This is a genomic window from Demequina oxidasica (assembly GCF_000975115.1).
In the GTDB taxonomy this organism is placed as follows: Bacteria; Actinomycetota; Actinomycetes; order Actinomycetales; family Demequinaceae; genus Demequina; species Demequina oxidasica.
On record NZ_BBRE01000001.1, the window covers coordinates 1,216,797 to 1,238,889 of the forward strand.

Annotated in this window: 17 protein-coding genes; 13 read left to right on the forward strand and 4 right to left on the reverse strand. The window is 65.6% G+C overall.

Going from position 1 to position 22,093, the window contains the following annotated elements; all coding sequences use genetic code 11:
• From AOP77_RS05610 to AOP77_RS05660, 11 genes are all read left to right on the forward strand, one after another.
• The gene (locus AOP77_RS05610) at positions 1-6,228 is read left to right on the forward strand and encodes an Ig-like domain-containing protein (protein ID WP_062210435.1); all 6,228 of its coding nucleotides are present in this window, start codon (positions 1-3) and stop codon (positions 6,226-6,228) included.
• Between the two features lie 86 nt (positions 6,229-6,314).
• A complete protein-coding gene (locus tag AOP77_RS05615; protein ID WP_062210438.1) occupies positions 6,315-7,280 on the forward strand; it encodes an AAA family ATPase in 966 nt (321 codons plus the stop codon).
• The gene (locus AOP77_RS05620; protein WP_062210441.1) at positions 7,277-8,668 is read left to right on the forward strand and encodes a DUF58 domain-containing protein; all 1,392 of its coding nucleotides are present in this window, start codon (positions 7,277-7,279) and stop codon (positions 8,666-8,668) included. The genes AOP77_RS05615 and AOP77_RS05620 overlap by 4 nt, the downstream gene beginning before the upstream one ends.
• Entirely contained in the window at positions 8,665-11,319 is a 2,655-nt protein-coding gene (locus tag AOP77_RS05625; RefSeq protein ID WP_062210445.1) for a transglutaminase-like domain-containing protein, read from the forward strand. Before AOP77_RS05620 ends, AOP77_RS05625 begins: the two co-directional genes overlap by 4 nt.
• Complete coding sequence (locus AOP77_RS05630; RefSeq protein ID WP_062210448.1) at positions 11,316-13,370, forward strand: FHA domain-containing protein; 2,055 nt, start codon at positions 11,316-11,318, stop codon at positions 13,368-13,370. Before AOP77_RS05625 ends, AOP77_RS05630 begins: the two co-directional genes overlap by 4 nt.
• Positions 13,367-14,200 (forward strand): PP2C family protein-serine/threonine phosphatase, encoded by an 834-nt coding sequence (locus tag AOP77_RS05635; RefSeq protein WP_160300053.1) that lies wholly within the window; start codon positions 13,367-13,369, stop codon positions 14,198-14,200. The genes AOP77_RS05630 and AOP77_RS05635 overlap by 4 nt, the downstream gene beginning before the upstream one ends.
• On the forward strand, positions 14,197-14,925 hold the full coding sequence (locus AOP77_RS05640) for a hypothetical protein (protein ID WP_062210454.1): 729 nt from the start codon (positions 14,197-14,199) through the stop codon (positions 14,923-14,925). Before AOP77_RS05635 ends, AOP77_RS05640 begins: the two co-directional genes overlap by 4 nt.
• Positions 14,925-15,632, forward strand: a complete 708-nt coding sequence (locus AOP77_RS05645; protein WP_062210457.1) for a hypothetical protein — start codon at positions 14,925-14,927, stop codon at positions 15,630-15,632. Before AOP77_RS05640 ends, AOP77_RS05645 begins: the two co-directional genes overlap by 1 nt.
• 46 nt (positions 15,633-15,678) lie before the next feature.
• Positions 15,679-16,803 carry a glycine cleavage system aminomethyltransferase GcvT gene (gene gcvT, locus AOP77_RS05650; RefSeq protein WP_084622347.1) on the forward strand — a complete coding sequence of 375 codons (1,125 nt, stop codon included), beginning with the start codon at positions 15,679-15,681 and terminating at the stop codon, positions 16,801-16,803.
• An 83-nt stretch (positions 16,804-16,886) separates the two neighbouring features.
• Positions 16,887-17,270: a glycine cleavage system protein GcvH gene (gene gcvH, locus AOP77_RS05655; protein ID WP_062210460.1), complete on the forward strand. Its 384-nt coding sequence runs from the start codon at positions 16,887-16,889 to the stop codon at positions 17,268-17,270.
• A gap of 26 nt (positions 17,271-17,296) precedes the next feature.
• Positions 17,297-17,815: a (deoxy)nucleoside triphosphate pyrophosphohydrolase gene (locus tag AOP77_RS05660; RefSeq protein ID WP_062210463.1), complete on the forward strand. Its 519-nt coding sequence runs from the start codon at positions 17,297-17,299 to the stop codon at positions 17,813-17,815.
• On the opposite strand, the gene AOP77_RS05665 is transcribed toward AOP77_RS05660, so the two are convergent.
• Positions 17,812-18,381 carry a DNA-3-methyladenine glycosylase I gene (locus tag AOP77_RS05665; protein ID WP_062210466.1) on the reverse strand — a complete coding sequence of 190 codons (570 nt, stop codon included), beginning with the start codon at positions 18,379-18,381 and terminating at the stop codon, positions 17,812-17,814. The two genes, AOP77_RS05660 and AOP77_RS05665, sit on opposite strands and share 4 nt — an antisense overlap.
• A 139-nt stretch (positions 18,382-18,520) precedes the next feature.
• Here AOP77_RS05665 and AOP77_RS05670 point away from each other — a divergent pair, with 139 nt between their 5' ends.
• The gene (locus AOP77_RS05670; protein WP_062210469.1) at positions 18,521-19,405 is read left to right on the forward strand and encodes a methylenetetrahydrofolate reductase; all 885 of its coding nucleotides are present in this window, start codon (positions 18,521-18,523) and stop codon (positions 19,403-19,405) included.
• Positions 19,406-19,600: 195 nt separating this feature from the next.
• On the opposite strand, the gene AOP77_RS05675 is transcribed toward AOP77_RS05670, so the two are convergent.
• On the reverse strand, positions 19,601-19,864 hold the full coding sequence (locus tag AOP77_RS05675; protein WP_062210472.1) for a hypothetical protein: 264 nt from the start codon (positions 19,862-19,864) through the stop codon (positions 19,601-19,603).
• 108 nt (positions 19,865-19,972) lie between these two features.
• On the opposite strand from AOP77_RS05675, the gene AOP77_RS05680 reads away from it, so the two are divergent.
• Positions 19,973-20,392: an OsmC family protein gene (locus tag AOP77_RS05680; protein WP_062210475.1), complete on the forward strand. Its 420-nt coding sequence runs from the start codon at positions 19,973-19,975 to the stop codon at positions 20,390-20,392.
• A 16-nt stretch (positions 20,393-20,408) separates the two neighbouring features.
• Here AOP77_RS05680 and AOP77_RS05685 read toward each other — a convergent pair whose 3' ends face one another.
• Both AOP77_RS05685 and AOP77_RS05690 read right to left on the reverse strand, forming a co-directional pair.
• A complete protein-coding gene (locus AOP77_RS05685) occupies positions 20,409-21,290 on the reverse strand; it encodes an SMP-30/gluconolactonase/LRE family protein (protein ID WP_084622348.1) in 882 nt (293 codons plus the stop codon).
• On the reverse strand, positions 21,283-22,074 hold the full coding sequence (locus AOP77_RS05690; protein WP_062210481.1) for an SDR family NAD(P)-dependent oxidoreductase: 792 nt from the start codon (positions 22,072-22,074) through the stop codon (positions 21,283-21,285). The genes AOP77_RS05685 and AOP77_RS05690 overlap by 8 nt, the downstream gene beginning before the upstream one ends.
• Between the last annotated feature and the right edge of the window lie 19 nt (positions 22,075-22,093).

Here is a 22,093-nt window from a genome sequence, read left to right on the forward strand (position 1 = left end):
ATGGCAAACGAGGACGTGGGAAGAGTGACCGCCGCGCGCTGGCGTACAGTGCGCCGCGTCGTCGGCGCCTTTGTGATCGTCGCCATTGGCGTCGGCATCTTGGTGGCGCCTGGAGTCGACGAGCAGGAAGTTCGCGCGGACGATGCCTCGATTTGGGCTTTGCAGAGCTCGACGGGACAACGGTTTGGCCGGGTCAATACGCAACTGCGTGAGGTGGACACCGTCAAGAGCGTGTCCGAGCCCAGTGACCTCACTCAGTACGAGGACTCACTTCTGGTTTACTCGCACAACCTATCCTCCGTCACCAAACTCCAGACCGCGCGGCCGGCTGACATCGATGAGGCGTCGAGCGACTCGACTGTCGCTACGCCTGCGGGGACAGACTCGGTCACCTTTGCGGGAGACGTCGTGGGCTATCTGACGGACGACTACCGCGTGCTGGTGGGCCGCGTGTCCGACGGCTCGGCACTGGCCCCCTCGGTGGTGGACCCCTACGCGGCTGACGAGGTAGAGGACGGGCAGGATCGCCGCCAATACCGTTCCGACGCGATGACCGTGGGCGCGAATGGGGACGTCGCGGCGTTTTCTGCTGAGGACGGCAACGTGATGCGGGGCAAGGTCGACGGTGCCACTTACGACGGATTCGACGCGGTGCCAGGTGCCCCTTCGGGCGACCAGGTGCAGATGACGATGGTCGGCGACCAATGGGTGCTCCTGGACACATCGACCGGGCAACTATGGCGACGTGGAGGCGACGCGCCCATCATCACGGAGGTGGCGACCGAGGCGATCCTTCAGCGCCCCAGTGGAGCCGCGGATGCCGTATACATAGCGGACGAGTACGGCATCGTCAGCGTGCCGCTCGACGGCTCTGGCGCGGAGCGCGTTTACGGCTCCACCGACCTCGCACTGGGCGAGCCCGCGGCTCCCACGGAGAACGACGACGTCATGGTGGGTGCCTGGCTTCCTGCGGGACCGGGCCCTGGACGGCTGTGGGACTCCGACGGCAAGGCCACCGACCTTGACTACGGTGACTCCGACAACGGCGGCGGTGCCTTGGGCGAGAACCGCTCGCTGGTGCTGCGCTCCAATGGGTCTCGACTGATCGTCAACGAGACTCGTACCGGCTGGGTGTGGGACGTGCCGAGCGGCCTGCTTGTCAGGTCCTCCCAGCAGTGGGCGCCGGACGAGAAGACCACTGTGGAGGCCGACGACCAGGAGACCGCGGAGCAGGTCAGCGAGCCCCGTGCGCCGGTTGCCGAGGATGACGCGATCGGCGTGCGCGCCGGGCGACAGGTCATTGTGCCCGCACTGCTCAACGATCACGATGCCAATGACGACATCCTGACGTTGGTGCCCGGAGACTTGACCCCGCTCGATTCTGCGTTTGGCACCGTCACCGTCTCCGATGACGACCAGTCGCTCGTGGTGAACGTGGCTCCAGATGCCACGGGCTCTGCCACCTTCAATTACGTGATCACCGACGGCACCGCATCCGACGGGCTGCGCTCCGAGCCCGCAACCGTGACGCTGTCAGTCAAGGGCCTCGATGAGAACAATCCCCCGGTCTGGTGTGGAGTAGAGGATTGTCTCTCCGACTGGCCGACACCCCAGGTTAGCCCGGGTGGCACCGTTTCCACGGATGCCCTAGCCGGCTGGGTTGACCCCGAAGGCGACCCTATTTACATCGAGTCGGCAACGACCGCGTCAACAACCGGTGTGGTCGCCGCTTCCCCCGAGGGCCGAGTGGTCTTCCAGCACAGCAACGCGAGTTCCACGGAAACGGGCGCCATCCCGGTCGAAATCGTCGTGTCGGACAGCAGGGGAGCGACAGCCTCCAAGACCATGAACGTCACGGTGCTGGGTGAACCCGCCCTGGTGACCAAGGACGTGGCCGCGACCATCACTGCGGGCGTGCGCGCCACCGTCGAAGTCTCCGATCACGTGACCGGTGCGCAAGGCCCGCTTCAGGTAAACGAGGCTTCCCTTGGTCCCGATGCGCGAGCAAATGTGTCCCTGACTCAGGGACTCATCGGCTTCACTTTTGACTCTGACACGCCGGGCTCGTACGTGGTCGACTACGTCGTGAGCGACGGATTGTCGGACGCCCGTGGCAAGGCGCGTATCACGGTCATTGCGCCGGAGGACGAGCAGCTCACCACGGTGCCACTGACTGCGTTTGTGCGCGCAAAGGAGGACGTGACGGTGGACGTACTGTCCGCGATCTCGAACCCTGGCGGCCACGTCTTGCTCCTCAGCGACGTGACCACCGAACCTGAGCTCGGCGCCACGCTGTCCGCGGACGTCGTGGGCCACAGTGCGTTGCGCCTCGCGGGCTCCACATCTGACGCCCAACCGGGCGCGCTGGGAGTGGTGTCCTACACGGCCTCTGACGGCACGGGCCGGCCCGAGGCAACCGTGCACGGCGAGATCACAGTGGTGCTGCTCGACTCCGACGTACCCTCGGCTCCGCTGGCGGTGGACGACTCGATCACCGTCAGGGTAGGCACCCAAGCGGACATCTCAGTGTTGAAGAACGATGTGGGGCCGGCCGGCAACGTCATTGCGCTCGACCCGGGTTCCGTGACCGCCGATGACGGGGCTGGGCTTGCCTTTCCCGCCGGCCCTCGCATTCGATACTTGGCACCTTCCGTACCTGGTAACTACGTCATTTCCTACTCCACGTATGTCCTCGGTTACCCCGCGCAACGAGACACGGCATCGGTCGTGGTGACGGTGCTCGCCAACGACACCAACGCTCCGCCAACGCCCCGCGGCGTCACCGGCCGCGTCGCCTCTGGGGAGAGCGTCCGCTTGCCATTCGACGGGACGGGCATCGACCCTGACGGCGACAAGGTGACACTGTCCGGCATAGCGACGCAGCCCGAGCACGGTAACGCCACCGTGTCAGCTGACGGCACTGCGTTGATCTACACGAGCGTGAGCGGCTACAGCGGACAGGACCTATTCACGTTTAACGTGGTGGACCAGCGAGGCCTCAGCGCCTCCGCCACGGCGCTCATTGGGGTGCTGGCCGACGACCTCGACCCTAGCCCCGTGACGTACACCGACTATGTGCAAGTCCAGGTGGGGTCGGACCGCCGTGTAGTGGTCACCCCTACCGCGAATGACGTCGACCTTGCCGGCGGAGAGCTCGAACTGATTGACGTCAAGCCGGACGCCACCCTGGGAACCGAGGAGTACAAGGAACTCTCCGACCACCTCGTGGGTGTCGAGGATGGCGATGTCGCGCTCCAGGTCGGCGAGGACCCAGGAACGTTCTCGTTCTTCTACACAGTGCGCAACACCAGTGGCAGCACCGCGGTCGGACGCATCATCCTCAAGGCCGTGCGCGAGCCCATTACCGATGTCCCCATCGTCACTGACACGGTGCTGACGCAGGAGAACCGCGAGACTTTCGCCGAGGGTGTCGACGTGTTGACCAACAAGGTTTCGTGGGGAAGCGGTGACCCGTCGGGCCTGGTGCTGACGCTGTGGGGCGCCCCGGAGGATCTGGTGGTCTCCGGCACTACTATCTCGGGGCCGCTACCCGAGCAGTCACGGCTGATCCCGTTCCAGGTCGATGGCCAGAACTTTGCAGGAGAGGAAGTGACCAGTTACGGCTTTCTGACGGTTCCCGCTGCGGATGCGGTTCGCCTGTCTCTCAAGGAAGTTCCACCAGAGACCGAGGTCAACGAGGATGAGTCTGTGGACTTTGACGTCGCGAACTTTGTGGTGCTTCCCCCGGACTCAACACTTGAGGTGGACGCCAGCTCCATCGCCCCGAGCGGTGTGCGCGGCGAAGCCACGTGCTCGTTGGTGTCAGGAACCACGCTGCGTTACTCAGCAGGCATGGGTGCCCCTTACAGCGACACGTGCGTGGTGTCGCTGAGGATTGCCGGCCAGGAAGACTGGACGGTCCTTCCCGTCACGATCACCATCGTCGCGGAAGAGCCGCAGCCCACGCTGACCGGTGCAGCGCTTGAGGTGTCCCCGGGTGATACCGCTAACTTTGACCTCGGCAAGATGGTGACCTGGCCCGCCGGCGCAACCGCGCGCCCCGTCACGTTCTCCACTAGCTACAACGGCGAGCAGTTCGAGTTCACCGCGAAGGGTGACGACGTCACGGTCGTGGCGAATGACAAGGCGGTTCCTGGAGCGAGCGAGACCGTGACCGTAGCGCTGACGACCGACCCAGATATCCCGGCAGTGTCCCTCGCGCTTAAGGTGGGTCCCGCGCCGTCCGAACTCCCCAAGGGTGGCTCGGCAGTCAAGCAGTGCTCCCAGTCCGAGGGCTCCTCCTGCACCGTCACGGTGATTGGCGCCAAGGGTGAGGTCAACCCGCTGCCTGGAACGCCGCTACAAATCGTCGATGTGAATGGTGCGAGTGAGTGCTCGTCGGTGTCGTTCACGGTGGCGAGCGCCACTGCGGTTAAGGCGACCTGGACGGCCGATACCCCCGGCGCCGTGTGCAACGCGGTGTTCTCGGTGCGCGACGCGCAGGGTCGTGTGAGCGGTCCTGACCGTCAGGGCACCATCTCGATCGACCTGCTCGGCTACCCGGTAGCGCCCGTTGAGGTTAAGCAGGTGGCCTTCGGGGACGGCACCGCCACGCTGGCCGTCAGCCCGAACGGATCCGGGTCCTCCTACCCGAGCGTGAGCGGCTTTGCGCTCTACCGCGGCACCACCAAGGTCGCGACCTGCGACGCAAAGGGTGCGTGCCCGCAGCTCACGGGCCTCAAGAACGGTGACAAGCAGACTTACACTGCCAAGTCCGTCAATTCAGTGGGCGAATCCAAGGCCGCGGTGACCGCCCAGGCGTGGTCCTACGCCCCTCCCGCCGCTCCCACGAATGCGAGTTGGGTGCCTACTGTTGCCACGCCCAACAATGCGGGCAAGCAGGTGGACATCACGCTAAGTGTCAAGGACTCGTCGACCAAGGAACTTAAGGTATCCAGCCCCAACGGAGAGACCCGCGTGGTGCCCGTCAACGGTGTAGGCAAGGTGAATATCCCTCAAATCAACGTCGGTAGCAACGAGGCCCAGCAGGTGACGATCGTGCCTGTGACTGCGCTCGACCTGCCGCCGGTCAAGGGCGGAGAGGCGCAGGGCGCCTCGATTAGCGTCACGGCGAATGGTGTGGGTGGACCTAAGATCTCCAACCCAGACTGGGACTCCAACGACGCCGGCAACAAGGCCACCTTCACCGTGGCGGTCGGGTCCGCCGGTGCGGGCTCAACGACCTGGGTGGGTGCGGGAGCGGCTGGCGCCTGTAAGCCCACCGTCCAGTCCAAGGGCGGGGCGGGCGCGGTGACTCTCGATGTCACCCCCAACGAGCAGCCCAAGAACTACACGATTTGCGCTGAGAGTCGCTACAACTCGGACACCTATGGCACTGCCACGGAGTCCGTGGAGGGCGTGTACACCTACGTGGCACCCGCCAACGCTCCCACCCCCCGCAACGGCTATAGCTTTGGGACGAGTTGTGGGCGCGGCGGGTATTCCTGTGAGAACACCCTTGATCGCTATCCCAAGTACGACCCCGCCGAGCGAAACTTTACGGTGCGATACGGAACCGGTCCCAAGAATGCGGGCGATGCTCCCAAGCCCTTGCTGAAGGAAATCCCGAACATCAATGCCTACAACTGCATCTCTTTCGCGGGCGCGGAACAGCAGTGTGCTGACAACGGCGTGAAGGTCACTGTGGACTCTCCGACTAAGTACCTGATGAGCGCCCAATTCACCAGTTGTTGGGCGAACCGCGATGGACACAAGGCTCAGTACACGATCGATGCAAACTCGAACGACTACACCGTGACCGAGGACTGGTATGTCAGCAAGAATGGCAACCAGAAGTCGATCGATGGCATGCCATGGACATTCAATTTCGCGCAGATCACCGTTGAGTTCAAGGGCAATCTCCAGGGGATGAACACGTGGACCTCCGACAGGCGTGGGTGTGAAAATACGGCAACGGAGCAGGTAGAGGTGCCCAATGTCGTGGGTATGGGACAGGCAGCCGCCGAGCAGACGCTGCGCGATGCCGGCCTGAACCCCTCGGTCACGCAGATCGTGACGACTGTCGAGGGCGAGAACGGCCTAGTTCTCAGCCAGAACAAGGCACCCGGCGCGCAGGTGGATAAAGACTCGACTGTGGTCATTGAGGTTGGTTCCTATACGGCGCCTGACCCGCCACCTGACCCTCCGGCCGATCCTGCGGCACCTTAACCGGCCTTGCCTCCCGACCGTGCCGATGCACATGAGAACTTACTGACCGCTAGACCGACACCAACGAAACCCCGAGGACTCACGCAATGACCGTTACCGACGAACAGGCCACCTGGTTTACCAGCACGTTCAACGCGCTCTCGGAGAATGTCGAGCTCGCGGTGCTGGGCAAGCGCCAGGTAGTTGAGCTCGCCTTTACCGCGATGATCTCCGAGGGCCACCTGCTGCTCGAGGACGTCCCCGGAACGGGTAAGACCTCCCTCGCGCGGGCCATGGCGCAGACCGTCAAGGGCATCGGCACCCGTATCCAGTTCACTCCCGACCTTCTGCCCGGGGACGTCACGGGTATCACCGTGTTCGACCAGAAGCAGGGCACGTTCGAGTTTCACCAGGGCCCCATCTTCGCCAACGTCGTACTAGCGGATGAGATCAACCGCGCCAGCCCCAAGACCCAGTCCGCTCTGCTCGAGGTGATGGAAGAGGGTCAGGTGACGGTGGACGGTGTGAGCCGCAAGGTGGGTGCGCCGTTCATGGTGATCGCCACCCAGAACCCGGTCGAGCAGGCTGGCACTTACTCGCTGCCTGAGGCCCAGTTGGACCGCTTCATGATGCGCACTTCGCTGGGCTACCCCGACCACGGCGCGACTTTGAAGATCCTCGAGGCCACGCGCAGCCCCCAGGTAGTAGTGCCCGCGCTCGTGGAGCTCCAGACCATCGTCGCGATGGCCGGCCTGGCCCGCGACGTCTACCAAAACCCCCTGGTACTGGACTACATTGCGCGCATCGTGGACGCGACGCGCAACGCCACCCAGGTGCGCCTGGGTGTCAGCATGCGTGGCGCGATGGCGCTCGCGAAGGCGTCGCGCACGTGGGCCCTGGCCCACGGCCGTACCTATGTGACTCCCGACGACGTCAAGACGCTCGCGGACTCGGTTCTGGCCCACCGACTCATTCTGGACCCCGAAGCCGAGTTCGATGGCGTGACTGCCACGGCGGTCATCGGCCAGATTCTGCTCGACACCCCGCCGCCCACACAGAAGGATCTCGGTTGAGTCGCGAGCCTTCATCGAAGACTTCTAGGACGAGCGCGACACGCACGTCCTACACCCGCACTGGACACACCCGTGTGGGCAATACGACGCGCACCCAGGTCACGGGTGAATCGCGCGGCCGGTGGGTGGCGCTTGGCCTAGCGACCCTGCGCCTGGGTAGGCGCATCGAGTCAGTCGCGAGGCGCCTGTGGGGTGTCCTGGAGGCAGTCGTCACTCCCGCAGGCTGGCTCGCGGGCATCTGGGCGATCGTCGGCATTGCCGTCGGCTTGATCTGGGGTTGGTCTGAGTTCCTGATCGGCGGCGTCATCGCGGTAGTACTGCTGCTCATCGCCGTGCCGTTCCTGCTCGGCAAGGAGTCGTACGACGTCGACTTCGGGCTGGGGCACGATGCCGTGGTCGCCGGCCAGGCCGCCGAGGGTGAGATCGTGGTGCGCAACCAGCAGGCACGCGTCGCACTGCCCGGGCGCATCGACATCCCCGTGGGCGCCGGACTTATCGACTTCCATGTGCCAATGCTCCGCAAGGGCCACGAGCACCGCGAGAAGATCGTGATTCCTGCCGCGCGACGTGGCGTGATTGACGTGGGTCCTGCCACCACCTCCCGCTCTGACCCCCTGCGCCTGCTCACGCGCGAGTTTCACTGGGCCGACGTCAGCACGCTGTTCATCCATCCCGTCACCATCGCGATCCCGAGCACGTCGATGGGCTTTGTCCGCGACCTCGAGGGCCGCGCCACCAAGACCATTACCAATGAGGACATCTCCTTCCACGCGGTGCGCGAGTACGCGCGCGGTGACGCGCAGCGCCAGATCCACTGGAAGTCCACGGCCAAAACCGGAACGCTGATGGTTCGCCAGTTTGAGGAGACGCGCCGCTCGACTATCTCCATTGTCTTGGACCTCGACGCCGAGTCCTACGCCAACGAGACCGAATTTGAGATGGCTGTCAGTGCCGTCGGCTCGCTGGGTGTGCGCGCGCTACGTGACGGCCGCGACGTACAGGCCGTTGTCAGCGGCGAGGTGCCCGAGTTCGCACGCGCCTCAGTGCGCTCCCTGCAGCACCTGCGCGTGACGACCCCGCGCTCGTTCCTCGACGACCTCTCTGGCGTCGAGGCAAGCTCTTCTGTCATCGGCGTTCAGTCCGTGACCCGCATGCTTGCGGAGTCCACGTCGGACACCTCGCTCGCTTTCCTTGTCACCGGGTCCACCGCTACGCTCGCCCAGCTGCAGTCGGCCGCCCTCGCATTCCCGGGTGACGTCGCTGTCGCCGCGGTCGTGTGTGACCCGGAATCCGAGCCGTCCGTCCACGCAGTGGGGCGCATGCGTCTGCTGAGCCTGGGAGTGCTCGACGATCTACGCCAATTGCTGGCCAAAGGGGCGGCGGTATGAGCCCCAAGAAGCCGCTTCCGGGAGCGACCGGACCCACCACGCTCGGACCGCGCATGGCCCGCACCGAGGTGCGTCACTCGACCTCATTCGTCGCGTTGAACGCGCTCTTCATGATGGCCGCGTCCGCTGTTGCCGCTTGGGCCTTGCTTCCGGTGTACGACTCGACGCGCTACCTGCTGGTCGCCGCAGTCGCCATCTTGGGCGGCGCAGGGGTAGCCGTTCTCTGCGACCGATTGCGGTGGGGCGCCTCGCGCGTCGCGCTGTTGAGCGCGCTCGTGTACATCGTGGTGGGGCTCACGTTGGCGGTGCCCGGAGCGCTGACGAGCGTGTCCGAGATTGCCGACGCGGCCCTCGATCTGGTGCGCGGCCCGGTGACGGGGTGGAAGGACATCGTCACCCTGCCCTTGCCGCTGGGGGACTACGGCACCACGCTGGTGCCGGTGCTTGCGCTGTTCCTCGCCGGAACGGCAACCTCTACGTGGCTCGCCATCCGAGCCCGACGCCTGTGGCCCATTGCCGCTCTGACGGCTGCACTACTCGTCATCATCGCCATCGCTATTGGCCCTGCCGTTCGCGCCGATGCTCTGCCTTGGGCGCCCTTTGGCGTGTACGCCTCCCGCGAATTCCTCGTAGGAATTGCCGCATTCGCCGTCCTACTCTCGTGGTTCGGCTGGCGTGCCTGGTACACCCGCCGCCAGGCCATCGCCACCGCTTTTGGGGCCGGCGGCGTGCAACTGGCCACCTCGTCGCATGCCAGCCGGCTAGCGGGAGCATCGGCCGCCCTAGTGATGGTGGTGGTAGGCGTCGTGGCCGCCGTCCTGGTCACCGCGCCCATCGCGGAGAGCACCCCGCGAGAGGTCGTGCGTTCGACGCTCGATCCGCGGCTGGTCGTGGAGAGCAAGGTCAGTCCCCTCAGTTCGTACCGCGAGTACTTCGGCGACGATGCGTTCGCAGCGACGCTGTTTACTGTCAACGTGGAGGACGGAGATCCCCAACGAGTACGTCTCGCGACGCTGCCGTACTTCGACGGTGAGGAATTCAGCGCTGCAGACCCACAGGGCAGCGCGGTCGCGCGGTTCCAACGGGTTCCGAGCCACGTCGAGGTCGAGGGCCAGACCGAGGAGGTCACTGCCACAGTGTCGATTGGCGCACAGTCGGGCATCTGGGTGCCGATTGTCGGCGAGCTCGGATCCCTGGATTTCCAGGGAGCGCGCAAGGCCACGCTCGTCGACGGTTTCTATTACCTCGCCGACGCCGATGCCGGCGTCATGGTCGTGGACGACGGACTGCTGTCTGGTGACGCGTACAAGGTCAATGGTGAGCGCCCGGCGGAGATGCCCTCGCTGACCGAGATCGGTGACCCCCCAGGGGTCTCGACCATCAGTCCGGAGTTAATCCCTGACTCGCTGCACGAGTGGGTCACCCGCCAGGACACGACGGCCGATGCCGCGGGCCTGGCCGAGTTGGTCCGTCGGCTGCGGGTGCGGGGCTATCTATCTCACGCGATCGAGTCGACCACCGACGGTGAGACCCCCGCGTGGCAACGCGCGCTGGGTGAGTATTCCTTCGCATCGTCCGCTTCGGGGCACTCGTTCGACCGTATCGACCGTCTCTTCCAGCAGCTCAACGAGCGCGAGGGCGAGGTGGGCAACGCCGATGAGGAACTGTTGGTGTCAGGTGTAGGAGACGACGAGCAGTTCGCGACGGCAGTCGCGATGCTCGCCTCGGACATGGGTTTCCCCTCGCGCGTCGTGATTGGCGCACGCCTGACCGACACAGACGCGCAGGGTTTTGCCGCGCCGCCGTGCGAGGCGGGGGTATGCCGCGGCGAGAACATGACCGTCTGGACGGAGGTGCAGTCGGACAAGGGCGCGTGGGTGCCGATCGACGTTACGCCACAGCACGCCACCCCGGTGTCACCAGACGTGGCGAACCAGCGCGACCCCCAGTACGCCTCGGCACTCGATCCGCAGCGAGCCGAGCCCATCGTGCCGCCGGTGACACAGAGGGGTCAGTCCGACGACGACAAACCCGACGCGCAGGAACTTACGACCGGCTGGCAGTGGGTGGGACCCGCGCTGCGCATCGCGGGAATCAGCCTGCTTGGGATGCTCATCCTCTTTGGGCCGTTCCTAGCGATCCTCATTTGGAAGCTCGCGCGCCGCAACCGGCGCCGCAGAGGCGACGCTCGCGACGTGGTCTACCAGGGCTGGGACGAGTACCTGGATGATGCGGTGGACTCGGGCCTGCCCCCGCTGCCACGCGCCACCCGTACCGAGGTCGCTCGTGAGTACGGCACCCAAAACGCGGTGGCGCTCGCGACGTTGACGGATCGTGTCACGTTTGGCAACGTGACGGTGGACGATGCTACGGCTGACCAGTACTGGACGCTGGTCGCAGCCGACAGGTCAGAGTTGTTGGCGCGTAAGTCATGGTGGGGCCGCGTGAAGATGCGTCTGTCGCTGCGTTCAATGTGGAGCGAGGTGCGCAGCAACGGTGCCACGCAAGCCAAATCTGCGGAGAGTAAGGCGCCGCAGCGGTGGAAGTCCGGCGCCGGGATGCGTTCAGAGCATAGTTTGGTCACGGCGAGTCATCGCCGGCGCACCTCTGCACAGTCGCGGCACACGCACAAGCGAAAGAAGAAGTCATGAGTTGGATCCCATTCCTTTCCGTCCTGGTCGCCACCGTGGTGTCGATCGTGTGGATGGGTCTCGCGCTAGGTGCGGTGCTGTCCAAGCTTGGAATGGACTCCGGCCGCGCTTGGATCCCGGTGTTGCGCTGGGTCGCGGCCGCTGAGGCTGGTCGTGTTTCACGAGTGGTGGTGGGTGTGGCGCGGTCTATCTCCGCGCTGGGCGTCGCGATTCTGCTGGGTTCCCTCGCAATGCGCGGCATGCAAGGCGACGACATTACGAACTTCGTGGCCTGGCTGACACTCGCAGGGGCCGCGCTCTTCGGCCTCGGCGCGTTTGTGGGCTGGATCTTCTGGATCATCGGGGCGGGCACCATCGGAATGCGCCTCAACATTGCGAGTGGATGGACAATTCTGGCGGCGTTAAGCCCTAACCTTTGGGTCGCCATTGTGGGCTGGTCCAAGATTGGCACGCCCATTCCATCCGATGCTATTGGTAAGGCGGCTTCCGCTGCGGCCGCACAGCGAGCTTTCATCGACGCTCCGGCTCCCAGCGGGGCTCCGGCAGGCGCCACGAGCGTATTTGGCTCGGGCGCTCCGGCGGCTAGCCCTGCGGTGCGCGGGCTCGACACCAACCCGTTCGACACCACTCCCTTTGCCAACAAGCCCCTCGATGATGCGGCACCGGCCGCGATCCCAGAGCCTGGCCCGCTCGCGAGCCACTTCCCCTCAGTGGCAATGCCGGAGGCGGACGAGTCTGGTCCCGATGAGATGCTCACCAGTCAGGCTGAGCCCACCTTGCGCGCGTCGCAGTTTGTCGCCGATGCGCCGCGTTCTTACGCACCCGTCGCAGACACGCCCAAGCCGGAGGCTTCCGTGGAGGCGACCCGCGTTGAGGTGCCGGACGACCATTCCGATCTGGTGATGCCCGCAGTCCCTGCAGACCTGCAAGAACCCGCACCTACGTCGTCGTACGCATCGGCTCCCGCCCCTGACGATGCCAGCACGCTGGACAAGCCCACCTTCGATCAGCAGCCGCCGCTAGACCCGTCTCGCCCCGTCTCGCCCTACATCACTGCCGCTGCGCCACAGCACAATGCCGGTATCACCGACGCGATGAACTTTGAGCCCGAACTGGTCGTCCCGGAAGAGTCATTTGTAGTGCCCGAACTCGAAGACGACGAGACGGTGATCGAGAGCCTCGAGGTGCCAAGCCCGACGCCCGAGGCGCCCGCGACGCAAGCTGCGGTCCCCAACTTGTCGATGCTGCCTCCCGGGTGGCCAGGCGACGCCGGGGAGAGTGTTGTTGATACTCAGACTCCCGCGGCCACCTCTCCCACCCCGGTAAGTCCCTATGCGACGCCGGCTCCCCTCGCCGGCGCGCCAGAACCAGAACCGGAGCCCTCTTCCGCCCCGGAGCCTGTACTTGTGCCTGAGCGGGAACCAGAGCCGACGCCGGCCGCCACCGAACCGGAGCCGACGCCGGCCGCCACCGAACCGGAGCCGACGCCGGCCGCCACCGAACCGGAGCCGACGCCGGCCGCCACCGAACCGGAGGCCGCTACGCCGCTCGCGGCAACCCCGCCTCCCGCACGCCCCGTGCCCAACGGCGTGTGGGCCGCCCCTGGCGCCGCTGCCGCCGCAGTCACGGCCGCCGCTGACTCCTCCCCCGAGCAGATGGAACCAGCGCCGGACGTGGACGATGCCGACGACCACACGGTGATCGCCCAACGCCGGCGTGACGTCTGGGTCCTTCAGGTTGAGGGCGGCGACAGTTACCCACTTCTCGAGGACGACGTGAGTATTGGTCGCGCTGCTCCCGGCTCGCCCGATGGCTCGCACGTTGGCGTCAATGACGCGACGCGCACCATGTCGAAGCGGCATGCAAAGTTGCGCTTGGTAGACGGCGTATGGAAGGTCAGCGACCTCGGGTCGACAAACGGCACCTTTGTCCGCGGCGTGGATGGTCGCGAAGTGGAAGTGGCCCCGGGCAGCGAAATCGTGCTCGATGGGACGCTGCTCCTTGGCGACCTCGAGGCGCTGGTGGTCAACCAGGGCAGCGGCCGCGCATGAGCGAGCGAGGCGGCCCGGTCTGGCATGTGGGCTCTGGGGCCACTGACACTGGACAGCGCAAGGCCAACGAGGACGCGTTCCTGGCACAGGCTCCGGTCTACATCGTGTCCGACGGCATGGGTGGCCACTACGCGGGCGCGGCAGCCAGTGCCGCGGTTGTCGACGCCTTTGCCGTGCTGGTCGATGATCACGCTGTAGTGCCCGAGCAGGTGACCGATGCGGTGCATCGCGCTCGCTTTGGAGTCGCGGAGGTGTCGGCGCGCGCGGGCGGCGAGTCCGGCGCAACGCTGACGGGTGCTGTCGCGGTGACACACGACGGCCAGCCGTGGTGGTTTGTGATCAACGTGGGGGACTCGCGCGTGTACTCGCTCGACGGCGGGGTGATGGCGCAGATCACTGTGGACCACTCGCGCGTGCAGGAACTGGTCGACTCCGGCCGCATCACGGTGGAGCAGTCGCTGGTCCATCCAGAACGAAACATCATCACGCGCGCGATCGGAGACGAGATCCCCGGTTGCGACGCCTGGCTCGTGCCCGCGCGACCTGGCATGCGACTCATCGTCGCGAGTGATGGGCTGATGAAGCCGCTGAGTGACGCTCAAATAGCCAGTATTGCCAGCCTCGCAGGAACTCCCGAGGACACGGCTCGCCGGTTGGTGGATGCAGCAGTTGAGGCCGGTGCGCAGGACAACGTGACCGTGGTGGTGGCCGACACCCTGCACGCCACCACGTCACCACACGCCAATGCGAGCCCCTGGCAGCGTTGGCCGGTCGGTGACGACTTTGAGGACGACACCACGCAGGCCAGCCGCCGCAAGGTAGCACCGTGACCGTGCAGCCGGAGGACTTCGCGGGGGAGTCCGAGGTGGACGACAGCACCCGCCTGGCGTCACGCCTGCAACAACCAGTCGCGGAGTCCGACGACTCAACTCAGCTCGCCTCCCGGCGTAGCCGGCGTGCCGCGCGTGAGCAAGAGCTCGACGACTCCACCCAACTCACCACGCGCCGAGTTGCGAGCGAACCCGATCCTGAGCCGGATGACTCCACGCAGTTGGCTATGCGGCGATCGGTGGCCGAACCCGACGATTCCACCCAATTGGCGACCCGACGCAACGCGAACCCCACGCTGCCGGCCGAGGACGAAAGTACGCGGCTCTCGGTGCGTGAGACGGCGACCGTGCCACCTCCCACCGAGTCGGTCCAGACCCGGTTGGCGGCCCCGAGCGCTGGTCCTTCAGCTCGGACTGCTTCGGCACTTCCCCCCGGGGATGTTCCCCTTGGCATGCATGTCCGCCCGGGTGGTTTTGGTACCAGCACTGAGGCATACCGCCCGCGTGAGGCCCCCGCCTCGGAATTCAATCTTCCGGCCATGCCACCGACGTCGCCGTCTCATGAACACCGCGATCCCGTGCTGGCGCCGGTTGATGCCCAAAAGAGGCGCGAGTCCGCGCATCGGGCATCAATGACCAAAGTGGTCGCGATGGGCATCGCCGCCCTGGTCCTGGGCTCCGCTGCGGTCATTGGCATCGTGCTACTGGTGCGAGGGCTGCTGTGATGACCGCCGAGGTCACCATTGAGTTTGGTGACGTGGTGTACGACCTCAACGGGGATGAATCCGTCACGCTGGGCCGTGCCGCGGACCTCGTGGTGGACGACAACCCGTACCTGCACCGACGCCTGCTGCAGGTGTCGGCAGACTCCGGTGTGTGGTGGTTGGCGAATATCGGGCAGAGTATCCCGGTGTCCGTTGCGACAGACCAAGGTGAGTTCCAGGCGCTGCTGGGTCCCGGAGCGCGGCTGCCGATCGTGTTTCCGCGTCTGCGCGTCATGTTCACCGCAGGCCCCAACACATACGAAGTGGCCATTACGTGCCACGGCTCCCTGCTGAGCCCCGCTGATCCGTCCGATGCCGTGGCCGGGGACGCGACTCGGGTTCCGCTCGCGCTCACCGAGAGCCAGAAATTGCTGGTCCTCGCTCTCGCGGAGCCGATGCTGCTTAACCCCGGTCATGGACTGACAACGGTCCCGACCTCCGCTGTGGCGGCGGAACGCTTAGGGTGGCCGGTCACCACGTTCAATCGCAAGCTCGACGCCGTGTGCGAGAAGCTCGATCGTGGCGGAGTGGACGGACTGCGGGGTGGCGCAGGAAACCTGGCTTCGCTGCGCAAGTCGCGCCTGGTGGAATACGCACTTCTCGCGAGGCTGGTGTCTGCGAGCGACCTCGTGTTGTTGGACCGCATCGGCGACTCCTCGGCACCATAGAAGCGCCCGTGTCGCCGCGACTGCTCCCGTCCCGTAGGTTTGGACTGTGACCACACTGCGCTCCCCCCTTCATGACGAACACGTCGCGCTTGACGCGACCCTGGTGGACTTTGCCGGCTGGCAGATGCCCGTGAGGTATTCCGGCGACATCGCCGAACACCAGGCCGTGCGCACTGGCGCTGGGCTATTCGACCTGTCCCACATGGGCGAACTGTCCGTTCGCGGCGCCGGGGCCGCGGACTTCCTGGACTTTGCCCTCGCGGGCCGCGTCAGCGCGGTCAAGCTGTGGGGCGCCAAGTACACAATGCTGTGCAACGAGGCGGGCGGTGTCATTGATGACCTGGTCATCTACCGTCGCGACTGGGACCACTTCTTCATTGTCGCGAACGCTTCAAATAAGGACCGCGTGGTGACCGAACTGCGCGACCGCATCGGCGCCTATGAGGCCACCGTTGAGGACGTGTCCGCGGAGATCGCGCTCATCGCGGTGCAGGGTCCGCTTTCTGCCCAGATCACGGGCGCTATGTGCGAGCTGGGCGAGGACGACATCGCGGCGATGAAGTACTACTCCGGAGCGAATGTGTTGCTTGAAGGCGGAATCCACGCCTTTGTGGCCCGCACCGGCTATACCGGTGAGGATGGCTTTGAACTATTTGTGGGAGCAGACGAGGCACGCGAAGTGTGGCAACTCGCGCTCAAGTACGGCACGCCACTAGGAATGATTCCCGCCGGACTTTCATCGCGGGACTCCCTGCGGCTGGAGGCGGGGATGCCGTTGTATGGCCAGGAACTCGACGAGTCGACCACTCCGTTCGAGGCCGGGCTGGGGCGCATCATCGCGTTTGGCACTGAGGCGAACCCGCGAGGCGACTTTATGGGACGGGAGGCGCTGGCGAAGGTCAAGGAGTCCGGTGTCGCCAAGCAGCTGGTGGGCCTGGTCGGAGAGGGACGACGCTCCGCGCGTACGGGATACGCCGTGACAGACGAGGCCGGCAACCAGGTGGGCGTCGTGACCTCAGGCGTACCGTCGCCAACGCTCGGGCAGCCCATTGCGATGGCATACGTGCCCGTGTCGATGGCCGAGCCCGGGACCGTCGTGGGAATTGATGTACGTGGTCGACGCGAAGAAATGACTGTGACCGCGCTACCGTTTTACAAGCGAGAGAAGTAGTGGCGCCAACCGGCGCTCGCGATTAATTTTGATCCGCTCCATTCACCCGTAGTTCAACGCGACACCCGAAAGGTCCCGCAGCCATGGCCAACATCCCCGCTGAACTGAAGTACTCCGCCGAGCACGAATGGGTGGACGGCGATCCAGCCGTCGGCGCCGTCGTCACGGTGGGCATCACGGCGCACGCCGCTGACGCGTTGGGCGACATTGTGTACGCAGAGCCGCCCGCGGTGGGTGACACGGTCACGGCTGGTGAGGTCTGTGGTGAGCTCGAGTCGACCAAGGCGGTGAGTGAGCTCTATTCGCCGGTGACCGGCAAGGTGACGGAGACCAACGAGGCGCTCGAGGCCGCCCCGGAATCCATCAACACCGACGCCTACGGCGCAGGTTGGATATTCAAGGTCGAACTGACCGCGGCTCCGCAGGACTTGCTGACACCCGAGGCGTACTCCGCGCTCACCGCCTGACGCGGCTCTGAGACACAGCCGCCCCCATGACGACCATTCCGGCCGCCAAGTTAGTGGTCGCCGCCGCGATCACGGACGATCTGGGTATTCCCCGGTTGCTCTTCGCCGCGCGGCGAACGTCCCCTCCGGAGTACGCGGGTCTGTGGGAGTTCCCGGGCGGCAAGGTGGAGCCAGGGGAAAGCCCCGAAGAGGCGTTGCGTCGCGAACTTCGCGAAGAGCTCGGCGTTGAGGTAGAGCTCGGCGACGAGGTACTGGGCCCAGACGACGGGGCTGGTCTGGCGGAACACTGCGAACGACCCGTATGGATGATCCGGCCCGCCGACGACGCGCGCGGCTCACGCTTGGTAATGCGCGTCTGGTGGGCGACTATCGTTCCGGGCCCGGACGGACACCGGGCCGAGCCGCAGCCGCTCGAGGATCACGACGACCTGCGCTGGCTAGAACCCGGCGGCTGGCACGACGTGGCGTGGATACCCGCGGACGAGCGCATCGTGAATGCCTTCCTCGAGGACGCCAAAGCGCGTCACCGCCGCGCGTATTGCTAGCCCTTTCGCGAGATGCACCCGGCGATGTGATCGTCGACCATGCCCACGGCCTGCATGAGCGCGTACATCGTGGTGGGACCCACGAACACGAACCCCTCCGCCTTGAGCTCCTTGGCAAGTGCTTTGGACTCGTCGGTGGCCGCGGGCACGTCCTCCCATGACGCCGGGGGCTCAGAGCGCGGAGCGGGGGAGTGTGACCAGACCAGGTCACTGAGTGAGCCACCGCGATCACGCAGGGCCACCGTGGCTCTGGCGTTGGAGATGGCCGCCTCGATCTTTCGCCGGTTGCGGACGATCCCGGCGTCCGCCATCAGCCTTTCCACATCGTCGTCGCCAAAGGCGGCCACGGCGTCTGGGTCGAACCCGGCGAACGCTGCGCGGAAGTTGTCACGTTTGCGCAGAATAGTCGACCACGACAGCCCCGACTGGAAGCCCTCCAGCACCATCCGTTCCAGCATCGGACCATCCCCGCGAACCTCGTGGCCCCACTCGTGGTCGTGGTACTCCTCGTAGTCACTGTCGCCGGATCCAAAACAGCGAATGAGGTCGTTCGTCTCGGTGATCATGAATCTAGTGTGTCGTGCGCGACCGACACTTTTCGCGCCGAACTCACCGATGTGGGGAAGGTGTGAATCGGCGGGGCCTTGTGGGCATCAGTTGGCGGGTTGGCATCAGCACGCCTGCCCCCAGTAGTCTTGCCTCGCTATGACGATTCGCGACATCCTCAACGCCCCGGCGCCCACGCTCAGCTACGAGCTCTTTCCGCCGCGCTCCGAGGCCGCCGCTGAGACGTTATGGGAGACCATCGCGCTGCTCGCAGAGACCAATCCCGACTTCGCGTCCATCACGTACGGCGCCTCGGGAGCCACGCGGCATTCGAGCCGCGGCGTGGTGCAACGACTGGCCGACGAACACACGATCTCGCCGCTCGCGCACCTCACGTGTGTGGATCAGTCGCGCGCGGAGGTCACCGCGGTGATCGAAGAGTTTATGGGTGAGGGCGTGCGCGACTTCCTCGCGTTGCGCGGCGACCCGCCCGCGGGCCAGCCCGACTGGCGGCCGCATCCCGACGGGCTTCTCTACGCGTACCAACTGGTGGAACTGATCCGCGAGGTCGCCTCCACCCACGGCATCGACAACGTGTCCGTGGGTGTGACCGCCTTCCCCGCGGCACACGCGGCCGAGCAGTGGCGTCAGCAGGGACTCGACGTCCTCAAGGCCAAGCAGGACGCGGGCGCGGATTTCGCGGTCACACAGGTTTTCTACGATGCCGAACAGTGGCGCGCGCTCGATCGGGACGCCAGGGCCGAGGGCATCGGGCTGCCGATCCTGCCCGGCATCATCCCGCTGCTGAACGCCTCGCGAGCGAATCGCCTGGAGCAGTTGACTGGTGTGGCAGCTCCCACCTCATTGGTGACGGCACTAGACACGGCGGCCGATGCTGAGGCTGCCCGAGTGGTCGGGGTCGCGGCAGCGGCAGACCTGGCGAATGAACTCCTTGAGTCTGGAGCCCCGGGCATCCACGTCTATACGTTCAACAAGCATGAGGCTGCCCTTGCCCTGGTGGAGCGCCTGTCGTTAGGTCGATGACTCGACGAGGCGATTTCTTTCCTGCGCAAGACGTAGCATCAAGGGAGTCGTAGGCTAGGTGTAACGCCACGTACTTAGCGGTGGGATTTGAGTTCTCGCGAGGGGCGAACTCGTGATTCACGCGTTGAGGTGGTTCGCGTACTGGCCACGGCGTGCGGTTTTGTCGTGGGCGGCGGGAGCTTGGGTGCTGAGGGCCTAAGCAGCGTCGCTCGCGATGGCCTTTGCCATCTCTCGCCACGCGTTGTCATCGTTGAACATCGCGGCCGCGAAGTCAAAATCGCGGATACCGGCCGATGTCGTAGGAGCTTTGATCGACCCCGGCGCCGCCGTTGCCGCCGGGGTGAACTGTGGGGAGGGGTGACGGACTGCGGCGCTTCGAACCGCGGTGAGGCGCCCCACGTACTGGGAGGTACCAGAGTCGGCATTCGCCTCGTACGGATTAAAGCCTTCGTCCAGCACTTCGCCACCCCCATTTCACGTCGTATTTTTACCGTAGAGGAATCGCGCGGCGGCAACAATGGGGAGAACTCCCCAGTTTGAACGGGGAGTGCGTGCGATGATTGATCTATGACAAACGAGAATTCACGCAAAGTGACCATGACCCGCGAGTCGGAGGGCGTCTACGTCGCCACCAACTCGGCCGGCGTCACCATGACGTTTGGACAGGGCGAGGGCTTGATGTCTCCAGTCGAACTGCTGCTGGCGGCTATCGCCGGGTGCTCAAGCATCGACTTGGACGCGATGACCTCGCGCCGCGTACAGCCCGAGCGCTTCGACGTGACTGCTACTGCTGACAAGGCAGTCGTTGACGGCGGTTCCCTCCTGGAGAACATCGCCATCGAGTGGGACCTGCTGTTCCCCGAGGGTGAGGACGGAGATAAGGCTCGCGCCCGCATCGGAGCAGCCCTGAAGAGTGCTCAGGAGAAGACCTGCACAGTCTCGCGCACGGTCGAAGCCGGCACTCCGGTCGAGTTCCGCCAGGCATAGCCACTCGCGGGCGGGGCTAGGCTTCGGTCCGCCCCGCCCAGCGGTAGCTAGTCGCGCCCCGCACCCCCACGTGGGCGCTGTATACGCCACCGTCGACCGGCAGGGGATCGTCGACCCCTTCGCTTGCCGTGGTGATGACGAGCTCGTCCCCCATGAATGCGGCCGCGGTCACGTGACGCGCGGGTACCGGAAGCTGAGCGTCGAGCATCCCGGTGGGGGTGTAGCGGCGCACTTCGCTGCCGCCCCACACCGCGACCCAGATGAAGCCCTCGGCGTCGACAGTGAGCCCGTCCGGGTACCCAGGCTCCACCACAAAGGAACGTACCGGGACGGGCGTCGGCGTCGCGTAGTCGTAGACGTTCACTCGATTTCGCAGGGTGTCCGCGTGATACAGCCGGAGCCCCGAGGGGTCAAAGCCCAACCCGTTGGAGAGCGTCAGCGACCGCGCGAGTGTCTCGACGTGTCCAGCGGAGTCGATGCGTAGCAGTCGTTCCTGGTTCTCGACGTCGCCCTCGTGCAGGGTGCCAATGAGGAGCCGGCCCTGCGGGTCTATCGTGCCGTCGTTGAAGCGGCGCTGTGGGTCGGCCTCCAGGGCATCGGCTGGCAGTGGGGGTCCGGATCGCACCACGCCATCGATCGAGCGGGTGACCAGACGATCGCGCTCGACGATGAGCAGCCCCCCGTCCTGAGCGAGCAGGACGCAGGTCACGGCGCGATCCGCCTCGTGAACCACGGTGCGTTGGGCGAGGTCAGCACCTTCGCGCCGGTAGACGCGGTGGGATGTGATGTCCACGTAATACACGCACTGTTCGCGGTCGTCCCACACTGGGCCCTCTCCCAAAACGTCCGTGGTTGTACCTACGCGTGCGGCCGCGGTCAGGCGGCGGGGCTCAGGCAAAGCGCGCGCTCAGTCCGCCGTCAACGTCCAATGTCGCGGCCGTGATGAAACTCGCGTGGTCCGAGGCGATGAACGACACGACTGGCGCGATGTCCTGGGGCGTCGCGACACGTCGCAGGGCGTGAGTCGCCACGATGGCCGCCACGGCCTCCTCGCCGATCTCCTCGAAGTACGCGTCGATGCGCTCGCTACGGGTCCATCCGGGGCAGACCATGTTGACCCGCACTCCGTGGGGTCCGTAGTCCAGTGCAAGCGTTCTGGTGAGCCCGCCCAGTCCCGCCTTACCGGCGGCATAGGGGAAGGCCCCTTCGATGGTCATGCGAGAGTGCAGGGAGCCGATGTTCACAATGCTTCCGCCGCCCGACTCGATCATGGACGGCAGCACAGCACGTGCCATGAGCCAGGCTGACGTGAGGTTGAGGCGCATGTGCGAATCCCAGTTCGCGACGGTCATCGTGAGCGCGTCATCGTCTCCGTCGCCGCTCGCGTTGTTGATCAGGATGTCCACCCGCCCGGCCTCCGCGACCACCTCAGCTACGGCATCGGCGATGGCTTGCTCGTCGGTGACATCGACGTGCAGGTAACGGCATTGGTCGCCGATGCGCTCGGCGGTCTGCTGGCCCTCCTGGTCGGCGATGTCAAAGATCCACATGCGTGCGCCGTCGGCGACGCCTTGCGCGGCGATGGCCGCGCCGATGCCCTGAGACCCGCCGGTGACAATCGCGACCTTGTCCTGCCACAGGCGTCCGGAGACGCCCGCGCCAACTGGCTCGACCTGGTTCATCGGTGACTTCCTTGTCTTT

What these genes read in the sequence shown, in the direction of transcription:
- AOP77_RS05610 (WP_062210435.1), top strand. Translation starts at nt 1, where the DNA reads ATGGCAAACGAGGACGTGGGAAGAGTGACCGCCGCGCGCTGGCGTACA.
- AOP77_RS05615 (WP_062210438.1), top strand. Translation starts at nt 6,315, where the DNA reads ATGACCGTTACCGACGAACAGGCCACCTGGTTTACCAGCACGTTCAAC.
- AOP77_RS05625 (WP_062210445.1), top strand. Translation starts at nt 8,665, where the DNA reads ATGAGCCCCAAGAAGCCGCTTCCGGGAGCGACCGGACCCACCACGCTC.
- AOP77_RS05630 (WP_062210448.1), top strand. Translation starts at nt 11,316, where the DNA reads ATGAGTTGGATCCCATTCCTTTCCGTCCTGGTCGCCACCGTGGTGTCG.
- AOP77_RS05635 (WP_160300053.1), top strand. Translation starts at nt 13,367, where the DNA reads ATGAGCGAGCGAGGCGGCCCGGTCTGGCATGTGGGCTCTGGGGCCACT.
- AOP77_RS05645 (WP_062210457.1), top strand. Translation starts at nt 14,925, where the DNA reads ATGACCGCCGAGGTCACCATTGAGTTTGGTGACGTGGTGTACGACCTC.
- gcvH (WP_062210460.1), top strand. Translation starts at nt 16,887, where the DNA reads ATGGCCAACATCCCCGCTGAACTGAAGTACTCCGCCGAGCACGAATGG.
- AOP77_RS05660 (WP_062210463.1), top strand. Translation starts at nt 17,297, where the DNA reads ATGACGACCATTCCGGCCGCCAAGTTAGTGGTCGCCGCCGCGATCACG.
- AOP77_RS05665 (WP_062210466.1), bottom strand. Translation starts at nt 18,381, where the DNA reads ATGATCACCGAGACGAACGACCTCATTCGCTGTTTTGGATCCGGCGAC.
- AOP77_RS05670 (WP_062210469.1), top strand. Translation starts at nt 18,521, where the DNA reads ATGACGATTCGCGACATCCTCAACGCCCCGGCGCCCACGCTCAGCTAC.
- AOP77_RS05680 (WP_062210475.1), top strand. Translation starts at nt 19,973, where the DNA reads ATGACAAACGAGAATTCACGCAAAGTGACCATGACCCGCGAGTCGGAG.
- AOP77_RS05690 (WP_062210481.1), bottom strand. Translation starts at nt 22,074, where the DNA reads ATGAACCAGGTCGAGCCAGTTGGCGCGGGCGTCTCCGGACGCCTGTGG.